The organism is Pantoea sp. GM01, assembly GCF_000282675.1.
Lineage (GTDB): Bacteria > Pseudomonadota > Gammaproteobacteria > Enterobacterales > Enterobacteriaceae > Pantoea > Pantoea nemavictus.
This window is the reverse complement of the sequence record NZ_AKIU01000069.1, coordinates 22,764-32,576: the sequence shown is the minus strand read 5'-3', so window position 1 is coordinate 32,576 and position 9,813 is coordinate 22,764. Positions and strand designations below refer to the sequence as shown.

The 9,813-nt window shown below is 54.3% G+C and carries 10 protein-coding genes and 1 tRNA gene; 6 read left to right on the top strand and 5 right to left on the bottom strand.

What is annotated here, in order from left to right:
• Positions 1-110: 110 nt before the first annotated feature.
• Positions 111-187, bottom strand: a tRNA-Met gene (locus PMI17_RS19325).
• A gap of 204 nt (positions 188-391) precedes the next feature.
• Here PMI17_RS19325 and mltA point away from each other — a divergent pair.
• Together mltA and tcdA are read left to right on the top strand one after the other, a co-directional pair.
• A complete protein-coding gene (gene mltA / locus PMI17_RS19320; RefSeq protein WP_007891750.1) occupies positions 392-1,540 on the top strand; it encodes a murein transglycosylase A in 1,149 nt (382 codons plus the stop codon).
• Between the two features lie 28 nt (positions 1,541-1,568).
• Positions 1,569-2,375 (top strand): tRNA cyclic N6-threonylcarbamoyladenosine(37) synthase TcdA, encoded by an 807-nt coding sequence (tcdA, locus tag PMI17_RS19315; RefSeq protein WP_007891749.1) that lies wholly within the window; start codon positions 1,569-1,571, stop codon positions 2,373-2,375.
• Here tcdA and csdE read toward each other — a convergent pair.
• Both csdE and csdA read right to left on the bottom strand, forming a co-directional pair.
• Positions 2,363-2,818 carry a cysteine desulfurase sulfur acceptor subunit CsdE gene (gene csdE / locus PMI17_RS19310; RefSeq protein ID WP_007891748.1) on the bottom strand — a complete coding sequence of 152 codons (456 nt, stop codon included), beginning with the start codon at positions 2,816-2,818 and terminating at the stop codon, positions 2,363-2,365. The genes tcdA and csdE overlap by 13 nt on opposite strands.
• A 4-nt stretch (positions 2,819-2,822) precedes the next feature.
• Entirely contained in the window at positions 2,823-4,028 is a 1,206-nt protein-coding gene (gene csdA, locus PMI17_RS19305; protein ID WP_007891747.1) for a cysteine desulfurase CsdA, read from the bottom strand.
• A gap of 205 nt (positions 4,029-4,233) precedes the next feature.
• On the opposite strand from csdA, the gene PMI17_RS19300 reads away from it, so the two are divergent.
• The 4 genes from PMI17_RS19300 to rlmM all read left to right on the top strand — a co-directional run bounded on the left by PMI17_RS19300 (position 4,234) and on the right by rlmM (position 7,322).
• Positions 4,234-4,458 carry a YgdI/YgdR family lipoprotein gene (locus tag PMI17_RS19300; protein WP_007891746.1) on the top strand — a complete coding sequence of 75 codons (225 nt, stop codon included), beginning with the start codon at positions 4,234-4,236 and terminating at the stop codon, positions 4,456-4,458.
• 407 nt (positions 4,459-4,865) lie between these two features.
• Positions 4,866-5,783, top strand: coding sequence for a transcriptional regulator GcvA (locus tag PMI17_RS19295; RefSeq protein WP_007891745.1), 918 nt, complete (start codon positions 4,866-4,868; stop codon positions 5,781-5,783).
• Positions 5,784-5,833: 50 nt separating this feature from the next.
• A complete protein-coding gene (locus PMI17_RS19290; RefSeq protein WP_007891744.1) occupies positions 5,834-6,229 on the top strand; it encodes a DUF423 domain-containing protein in 396 nt (131 codons plus the stop codon).
• Positions 6,222-7,322 (top strand): 23S rRNA (cytidine(2498)-2'-O)-methyltransferase RlmM, encoded by a 1,101-nt coding sequence (gene rlmM / locus PMI17_RS19285; RefSeq protein ID WP_007891743.1) that lies wholly within the window; start codon positions 6,222-6,224, stop codon positions 7,320-7,322. Before PMI17_RS19290 ends, rlmM begins: the two co-directional genes overlap by 8 nt.
• A 204-nt stretch (positions 7,323-7,526) precedes the next feature.
• Here rlmM and xni read toward each other — a convergent pair whose 3' ends face one another.
• Together xni and ppnN are read right to left on the bottom strand one after the other, a co-directional pair.
• On the bottom strand, positions 7,527-8,285 hold the full coding sequence (gene xni, locus PMI17_RS19280; protein WP_007891742.1) for a flap endonuclease Xni: 759 nt from the start codon (positions 8,283-8,285) through the stop codon (positions 7,527-7,529).
• Positions 8,286-8,323: 38 nt separating this feature from the next.
• Complete coding sequence (gene ppnN / locus PMI17_RS19275; protein WP_007891741.1) at positions 8,324-9,688, bottom strand: nucleotide 5'-monophosphate nucleosidase PpnN; 1,365 nt, start codon at positions 9,686-9,688, stop codon at positions 8,324-8,326.
• Between the last annotated feature and the right edge of the window lie 125 nt (positions 9,689-9,813).

Genomic DNA, 9,813 nt, shown 5'->3' with positions numbered 1-9,813 from the left:
GAACCGACGACCTTCGGGTTATGAGCCCGACGAGCTACCAGGCTGCTCCACCCCGCGTCCGACTGACGCGTTACACGACACTTCACATTGTCTCTTCATTTAAGAAGAATTGGTTGCGGGGGCCGGATTTGAACCGACGACCTTCGGGTTATGAGCCCGACGAGCTACCAGGCTGCTCCACCCCGCGTCCGTGGATGCGCACTATACTCTGGACGCGCGGCGATGCAACCCCTTTTTGAGACAAAGCGCCAAATTTACAGTCAGTTGGTGAATAAACTCGCCATTGGATGGATTATTGTACAGATGTGAGCGTGGCGGCTTGTCGCAGATTTCAATCTTGCTGCCCCTTTGCTATCGTCGCCGGGCAAACAATCGATAAAAAGAGAAAGTTATGAAAGCACATTGGGCCAAATATGCACTGACGGGCGCTTTTTTCGCGCTGCTAGCGGGCTGTAGTTCTAAACCGACCGATCGCGGTCAGCAATATATAGATGGCAAGCTGGAGCAACCGCTTGGGCTGGTTAACCAACCGAATGCCAAAGGGCGTCCGGTGAACGGTAAGGACTTTAGCGATCAGGTGGTGCAGATTCAAACCGCCTCTTCTGGTCTGTTCGGCCGCAACAACGGGACCTATAGCGCGATTCAAAACTGGCTGCTGTCTGGCGCTGATACTCGCCAGCTCAACCAGTTCGGCTTGAATGCCTATCAGATGGAAGGCACTGACAATTACGGCAACGTGCAGTTTACCGGTTACTACACGCCGGTGGTGGAAGCGCGTTATACCCGTCAGGGCGAATTCCAGTATCCGATTTACCGCATGCCACCGCGTACCCGCGGTCAAAAACTGCCGAGCCGCGCTTCTATCTATAATGGTGGACTGGATGACCGCTACATCATTGCTTATAGCAACTCGCTCATTGATAACTTCATGATGGATGTGCAGGGCAGTGGCTATGTCGATTTTGGTGATGGTCGGCCGCTGCGCTTCTTTGGCTACGGCGGCAAAAATGGCTGGGCCTATCACAGCGTCGGTAAAGAGCTGATCGATCGCGGTGAAGTGAAGCGCGAAGATATGTCGATGCAGGCGATTCGTCAGTGGGCGCAAGAGCATTCGCCGCAGGAAGTGCGTTCGGTACTGGAAACTAACCAATCCTTTGTCTTCTTTAAGCCGGAAGAGTACGTGCCGGTGCGCGGTGCCAGCGCAGTTCCGCTGATTGCCAAGGCATCAGTGGCGTCCGATCGTTCGCTGATTCCGGCGGGCACGGTATTGCTGGCGGAAGTGCCGCAGCTGAATGAGAAGGGCAAGTTCAACGGCAAATATGAGATGCGTTTGATGGTCGCGCTGGACGTGGGTGGCGCGATTAAAGGGCAGCACTTCGATATCTATCAAGGCGTTGGCCCAGATGCGGCGCATCTGGCTGGTTTCTACAACCATTATGGCCGCGTATGGGTGCTGAAAGCCGCGCCGGGCACTGGCCAGCCGGTGTTTAGCAACCCACAAAATGGCAACAACGGTTCGCTGCTGTTGGGTTCTAATTAATGTCCCGTTTTTTCGGAAAGGTTTGGTTATGACTGTGGTTAGCGACGCCTGGCGACAACGTTTTGGCGGCACGGCGCGTCTGTATGGGCAGGATGCGTTACAGCGTTTTGCCGACGCCCACTTTTGCGTAATTGGTATTGGCGGCGTGGGTTCATGGGCGGCGGAAGCGTTAGCGCGCACCGGCATTGGTAGAATCACCCTGATTGATATGGACGATGTCTGTATCACCAATACCAACCGCCAGATTCACGCGCTGCAGGGCAAAGTTGGTCAGGCGAAAACTGAAGTGATGGCAGAGCGGATGCGTGCCATCAATCCCGAATGCGAAGTGATTTGCATCGATGATTTCATCACGCCAGAAAATACCGCTGAGCTGTTGTCGGCAGGTTTTGACTATGTCATTGATGCGATTGATAGCGTGCGCCCTAAAGCGGCGTTGATTGCCTGGTGCCGGCGTAACAAGATCCCGCTGATCACCACCGGCGGCGCGGGCGGTCAGATCGATCCGACGCAGATCCAGGTGAGTGATTTGGCGAAAACCATTCAGGATCCGCTGGCGGCGAAACTGCGCGAAAGGTTGAAAGGCGATTTTGGCGTGGTGAAGAACAGCAAAGGAAAGCTCGACATCGACTGCGTGTTTTCGACGGAAGCGCTGATGTATCCGCAGCCGGATGGCAGCGTGTGCACCTCACGCTCAACCGCCGAAGGCCCGAAACGCATGGATTGTGCCGCTGGTTTCGGTGCGGCCACCATGGTGACCGCTACCTTTGGGTTTGTTGCGGTCTCTCACGCGTTGAAGAAATTCCTCGCGAAGGCGGCGCGTCAAACGGCCTGAGTGTGCTGGCGCGCGGCGCGTTGTACGGCATCTGCCAGCGCCTGTAATCCGCTACTGCGTGATGCACTGAGCTGCGCGCGCAGACCTAAGCTATCAAACAACGCCAGCGGATCTTGCTCTAGCAAGTCGGCTGGCGTTTTGCCTTCCACTGCAGTCAATAACACCGCCAGCAAACCGCGCACGATGCGTCCTTCACTGTCGCCATAAAAGTGCAGCGTGCCGTTGTTCAGCAACTGGCTGCTTAGCCACACGCGATTCTCACAGCCGCTTAGCTCGATATCCGCTGTCTTTAATTCTTCCGCTAACGCGGGCAGCTGGCGGCTGAGTTGGATCAGCTGACGATAGCGATCTTCCCATTGATGAAAATGGGTGAATTTTTCCGTCAGGCTAGCTTCGGTGATCAGATCGCCGAACGGATGCGGGGCGAGCAAGGTTGATGTCATTAGCTTATTCACTCAGTAAGTCGACGGCATGGTGCATGGCGCGCACCAGCGCATCCACGTCCTGCAAATTATTATAGGGGGCGAACGAGACGCGCAACGTACCGCTAACGCCGAGCGCCGCCATCAGCGGTTGTGCGCAGTGTTGTCCCGCGCGCAGTGCGATGCCTTGCTCGGCAAGCAGCGTGACGATATCGCTGTGATGAATACCGGCAATATCAAACGCGAGTAGACTGGCATTGCCACAGCGGAAGCTGCGGAAGCCGGGGATCTCGCTCAACTGTTCTTCGGCCAGGCTCGCCAGCTGCTGACTCCACATTTCGGCTTTTTCGGCATGATGTTGCGCCAGCCATTCCAGTGCGGCACTCAAACCCACCACGCCGGCGACGTTTGGCGTGCCGGCCTCAAAACGCCAGGGCACTGGTTGCGGCGTGAAACCGTTAAAATCGACCTGCGTCAACATCTTGCCGCCGCCTTGCCACGGTTGCATAGCCTCCAGCAGTTCGGCTTTGCCATATAGCACGCCAATGCCCATCGGGCCATAAAGCTTGTGACCCGAAAACGCATAAAAATCGATATCCAGCGCCTGCACATCCGGCGGGCAATGCACCACGCCTTGCGCGCCATCGACCATCACTTTGGCACCAACGTCATGGGCCAGGCGGATCGCCAGGGCCAGATCCGGACAGCCGCCGGTGACGTTCGACATCTGGCCAACGGCCAGCAAGCGAGTACGCGCGTTAAGCAAGGCGGGCAATTGGGCGATATCGGGCAAGCGATCGGCACCCAATGGCCATTTCACCACTTTCGCACCGCTGGCCTGCGCCACCATCAGCCACGGTACTAAATTGGCATGATGTTCCGCTTCGCTAACCACAATCTCATCGCCCGCTTGTAGCCGTGGCGCCAGCCAGCTATGGGCGACCAGATTAATGGCTTCGGTGGTGCCGCGCGTCCAGACAATTTGCCGGTCGTCTGCGGCGTTAAGCCAGCGCGCCACTAAACCGCGTGCCTGTTCATACTTTTCCGTCAGCGCACGTGCGGCGGCGAACTGGCTGCGATGCACGGTACCCGCGCTCAAGCTATAGAACTGTGCGGTCGCATCAATGACGGCTTGTGGCTTCAGCGCGGTGGCGGCGCTATCGAGATAGATGCCGGCATCATTCAGCGCAGGAAACTGCTGGCGAAAGGCGGTAGGGGAAAAAAGGGTCATACTCAGCCTACTGTTAATAATGTTAGGACCAGGACGAAAGCTGGCCCGTTGCCTGGCAAAGCGTGAAAAGCGCGTTATGCTAATTAATGCAAGGTTTGAACCGAAACCCGCATAACGAATCGCGATTCCTGGTCGATTCTACTGGCGCTATCTTTAGTCGCGCCTGCGGGTGGTTTAATGCAATCAATCTGCAAGGAGATAGAAGATGAATAAACTCACCGCAGTGCTGGCCGTGTGCACCATGGCCTTTACCCTGGCCGCATGTTCAAGCAATTACGTGATGCACACTAACGATGGTCGCACCATTGTTGCGGATGGCAAACCTAAAGTTGATGACGAAACCGGTATGATCAGCTATCAGGATGCCAATGGCAACAAGCAGCAAATTAACCGCTCTGACGTCAAAGAGATGGTAGAGATGGGGCAGTAACTGAATAACGATTTCCGGGATTAGTTTTGTCGCGTCGTTGTAGCGACAGCTCGGAAGGGTACGCACAAGGATGTGTGGCATAAAAAAAGCACCGCAATGAGCGGTGCCATTTAAAATCACTATGGACAGACAGGGTAAATCTACAGGAATTAAAAGCTTGATCTGCAAGCGTCAGATCAAAATGCAAACACAACATCACGACCACAAGCCAAAAGCTCTCCAAAAGTCTGCGATCTCTCGCACGTTTCTAGAAATCTTTTCGTTCCGGCTCAGGAAGTGCGGCAACTATAGGTATTTGCTGGAGCTTCCTCAACGGAAAAATTATAATGTCTCGGATTAAAAAAACTAATACGTAGCGACTTTGTATAAGTTGAAGTATTACCTTGTCAATCCGGATACGGAAAACCATGTCAAAACGCCTTCCGCCGCTAAATGCTTTACGCGTCTTCGATGCTGCTGCCCGTCATTTAAGCTTCACCAAAGCCGCTGAAGAGCTGTTTGTTACCCAGGCTGCTGTCAGCCATCAGATAAAATCTCTGGAAGATTTCCTTGGTCTAAAGCTGTTTCGCCGGAGGAATCGTTCGCTTTTACTGACGGAAGAAGGTCAAAGCTACTATTTAGATATCAAGGAGATTTTCTCCGCCATCAATGATGCGACGCGCAAGCTACAGGCGCGCAGCGCTAAAGGTGCGTTAACCGTCAGTTTGCTGCCGAGTTTTGCGATTCAGTGGCTGGTTCCACGTCTTTCCAGCTTTAATATGGCTTATCCGGGCATCGACGTGCGTATTCAGGCGGTAGACCGTGATGAAGAGAAATTGGCCGACGATGTCGACGTGGCGATTTTCTACGGTCGCGGTAATTGGCCGGGCCTGCGCGTGGAAAAGTTGTACGCGGAATATTTACTGCCGGTCTGCTCACCGATGCTGCTTACGGGCGATCATCCGCTCAAATCGCCTGCCGATTTAGCGCACTGTACACTGCTGCATGATGCGTCGCGCCGCGACTGGCAATCCTATATTCGTCAGCTCGGTTTGCAGCATATCAATGTGCAGCAGGGACCGATTTTCAGCCACAGCGCGATGGTGTTGCAGGCGGCGATTCATGGTCAGGGCGTGGCGCTGGCCAATAATGTGATGGCGCAGAGTGAAATTGAAGCCGGGCGTCTGGTCTGTCCGTTTAATGACGTCTTAGTCAGTAAAAATGCTTTTTATCTGGTTTGTCATGACAGTCAGGCAGAACTGGGTAAAATAGCCGCCTTTCGCCAGTGGATCCTGGAAAAAGCGGCTAATGAACAAGAAAAATTCCGTTTTCGCTACGATCACTAATGCGTTGATGGCTGCACAGTGATGTGCGCATTACCTTGAGGATTCTTTTGATGTCCAGTCGTGCCATGTTCGTTTTTGCCGCCATTAGTGGATTTCTGCTGGTGGCGTTTGGTGCTTTCGGGGCGCATGTGCTGAGCAAATCGCTCGGCCCAGCTGAAATGGCGTGGGTGCACACCGGCCTCGAATATCAGGCGTATCACACGCTGGCGGTGATCGGCCTGGGTGCCGCCATGCTGCGCCGCGCCAATATCTGGTTTTACTGGAGTAGCGCTGCGATGGCGCTCGGTACCGTGTTGTTCAGTGGCAGCCTGTATTGTCTGGCGCTGTCGCACATGAAATTTTGGGTTTTTGTTACGCCAGTGGGCGGCTTGTGCTTCCTTATTGGCTGGTTCTTGATGTTGATTGGCGCACTGCGTCTGAAACGAAAGGCAGATCGCCATGAATAAAGTTTTACTCTATTGCCGTCCGGGATTTGAGAAAGAGTGCGCGGCGGAAATCAGTGCCAAAGCCGCTGAGCGTGAGATTTACGGCTTTCCACGCGTAAAAGATGACTCGGGTTACGTGCTGTATGAATGCTATCAGCAGGAAGATGCAGAGAAGCTGATCCAAACGCTGCCGTTTGCCGAGCTTATTTTTGCACGCCAGATGCTGGTCGTCGGTGAACTGCTGCGCGATTTGCCGCAGGAAGATCGCATCACTCCGATTGTCGGCATGCTGACCGGTGTAGTGGAAAAGGGCGGCGAACTGCGGGTTGAAGTGCCGGACACCAACGAAGCGAAAGAGCTCACCAAGTTCTGTCGCAAGTTAACCGTGCCGCTGCGTGCCAGCCTACGTGAAAGTAAAATCCTGCTGAATTACGAGACGCCCAAGCGACCGGTAGTGCATGTCTTCTTTATTGCGCCAGGCACCTGCTATGTTGGCTATTCGCTGCCGGAAAACAACTCGCCGTTCTATATGGGGATTCCGCGCCTGAAGTTTCCTTCTGATGCGCCGAGCCGTTCCACGCTTAAACTTGAAGAGGCGTTTCACGTGTTTGTGCCTGCCGATGAGTGGGATGAGCGCTTGGCCAGCGGCATGTACGCTGTCGATCTTGGCGCTTGTCCGGGCGGTTGGACTTATCAACTGGTGAAACGCAGCATGTGGGTGTTTGCGGTGGATAACGGCCCGATGGCGCCAAGTCTGATGGACACTGGGCAAGTCACGCACTGCCGTGAAGATGGATTTAAATTCCGTCCGCCGCGCACCAACATCAGCTGGCTGGTATGCGACATGGTAGAAAAACCGGTGCGCGTAGCGAGCCTGATGACTGAATGGCTGGTGAATGGCTGGTGCCGCGAAGCCATCTTCAACCTCAAGTTGCCAATGAAGAAGCGCTATGAAGAGGTCACGCAGAACCTGAAAATGATTGACGATTCACTGAAAGCGCAGGGCATTAATGCGCAAATTCAGGCGCGCCAGCTGTATCACGACCGTGAAGAAGTCACCGTTCACGTACGACGGCTCTGGGCGGCTGTAGGCGGCCGTCGCGACGAGCGCTAATCCGCCGTCATACTTTGCACTACAGCGGCGTTGGCTGCGTTTGCTCGCCCCGGTCACTGATGTATGCTCCCGGGGACTCGCGTGCTTGCCGCCTTGCTGTAGTGCAAATTATTTTGGCGGATATGTTTGAACAGGCCGCGTTGTTTTTATGCATATCTTATAAACGGTTCAAAACCGTCGTAGGGTCGCCATTAATGGCGACCGCTATTTAGCGTTATATCTCAGCGTGTTGAGATTGCCTTGTAACACTAAATCTCGTTTTAACGTCGAGACTTTCCGACAAGTTTCTGCCATTTCCCGCTGTTCATGCAATTTTCCCTGCCACTTGCTTGGCACGTGATCCCATTGCTGGTAGATCGCGTCAAGCGAGCCAAACTGCATTAGCAATTCACGGGCGCTTTTGGGGCCAATGCCTGGCACGCCGGGGATTTTACTGCTGCTGATACCACATAATCCCCAGTAATCGGGTAACTGTGCAGGCGAGACGCCAAATTCCTGTTCGATAAAGGGCACATCCAGCCAGCGTTTCTGGAAATAGTCGCGAATGCGAATATTCGGTGCCAGCAACTGGCAATAGCCTTTATCAGTGGACACAATCGTTGCCTGATGACCGGCATCCGCCATTTTTACTGCCAGCGTGGCAGCAAGATCGTCGGCTTCGTCTAAATCCGCTACCCAGCAGCTGACGCCCGCAGCGTGAAATGCAGCCTGCAGCGCCGGCATCTCCCGCTGTAAATCTTCCGGCATCGGCGGGCGACCAGCTTTGTAATCTGGCAGGAGTTGATGGCGCCAACCCGGCTGACGTTCATGGCTATCAAAAACTGCCACCACGTGCGTGGGCTGGGTATGGCCTAATAACTGATGTAAGGCGGCAACGCAGCTGTCACGGCACGGCGAGCCCTGAACGGCGTGCAGGCGGCGGATCAGGTTAAGCGCATCAATGATAAGAAGATGAAACGACATAGCGATAGCGGCAGCCCGCAGGCTGCCTTCCTGATGAGTTATTTGATGATTTCGTAGCAGGGCGTGTAAGCGCTGCCCGGCAGCTTCATACGCTGCTGCGCAACAAAGCCCTGCAGCAATTCGTCCATGCGGTGCATCAGATTGGCGTCGCCATGCAGTTTATACGGGCCTTTTTCGCGAATTTCACGAATCCCAATCTCCTTAACGTTTCCGGCCACAATGCCAGAGAAGGCGCGACGCAGATCGGCCGCCAACAGTTCGGCGGGCTGATCCGGGAACAACTTCAGGTTAGCCATATTCTCGTGCGTGGGCAGGAAGGGAACCTGTAATTCCGGTGCAATACGAATCGACCAGTTAAAGCTATACGCATCGCCGGTTTCGCGACGATATTCCTTCACCTGCGGCATGGCTTTTTTCATCAGACGCGCGACTTCAGCGGCGTCATCAATGATGATTTTGTAGTGCTTACGTGCTGCTTCGCCCAACGTGTTAACAATGAAATCATCCAGCACACGGAAGTAATCGGCGCTCTCTTTGGGGCCGGTCAGAATCAGGGGCAACACCTGCTCACTGTTGTGCGGATTCATCAGAATACCCAGCAAATACAAGAACTCTTCTGCCGTGCCGACGCCGCCAGGGAAGATCACAATACCGTGAGCCATACGCACAAAAGCTTCGAGACGTTTTTCGATATCCGGCATGATGATCAGCTCATTGACCAGCGGATTCGGTGGCTCCGCGGCGATGATCGACGGTTCAGTCAGGCCGATAAAACGGCTGTCATGATAGCGCTGCTGCGCATGACCAACAGCAGCACCTTTCATTGGCGCTTCCATCACACCTGGCCCGCAGCCGGTACAGATGTTGAGTTCACGCAGGCCCATTTGGGTGCCGACGTTACGGCAATATTGATATTCCACCGCATTAATTGAGTGGCCGCCCCAGCACACCACGGTATTCGGGTACTCGCCGATATGAAGTGCGCGCGCGTTGCGCAGTATCGAAAACACCTGGTTGGTGATGTGCGCGGAGTCTTCGGTATCTTCAGGCTGGAAACGTTCAATCGCTGAAAGATGGCCATTCACAAACAGAATATCGCGCAGCACCGCAAACAAGTTGGCCTGCAGCGAGCGGATAATGCGGCCGTCAACAAAGGCTTCTTCCGGCGGGTTGATGAGCTCCAGCTTTACGCCGCGCTCACGGCGTAACACGTTGATATCAAAATTTTCGAAGCGCGAAAGCAGTTCATGACTGCTGTCGGTCTGGCTACCGGAATTGAGCACCGCCAGCGAACAGTTACGAAACAGCTGATAAAGGTCGCTGCTGGCCGTGCGCTTCAGCATGTCGACTTCTAATTGGGAGAGCAAATCCATCGAGCCAAGCGGGCTGATATGTGTAATCAAGAGAACTCCTTTACACGCAAATGCGTGACTGATGACGCTGCGCTTAACGTATTGAGCGCAGAGACGAAAATCCCTGGTCGCGCATGCTGTGACGATCGCGCCTTCAACAGAGTAACGTTGTCCGC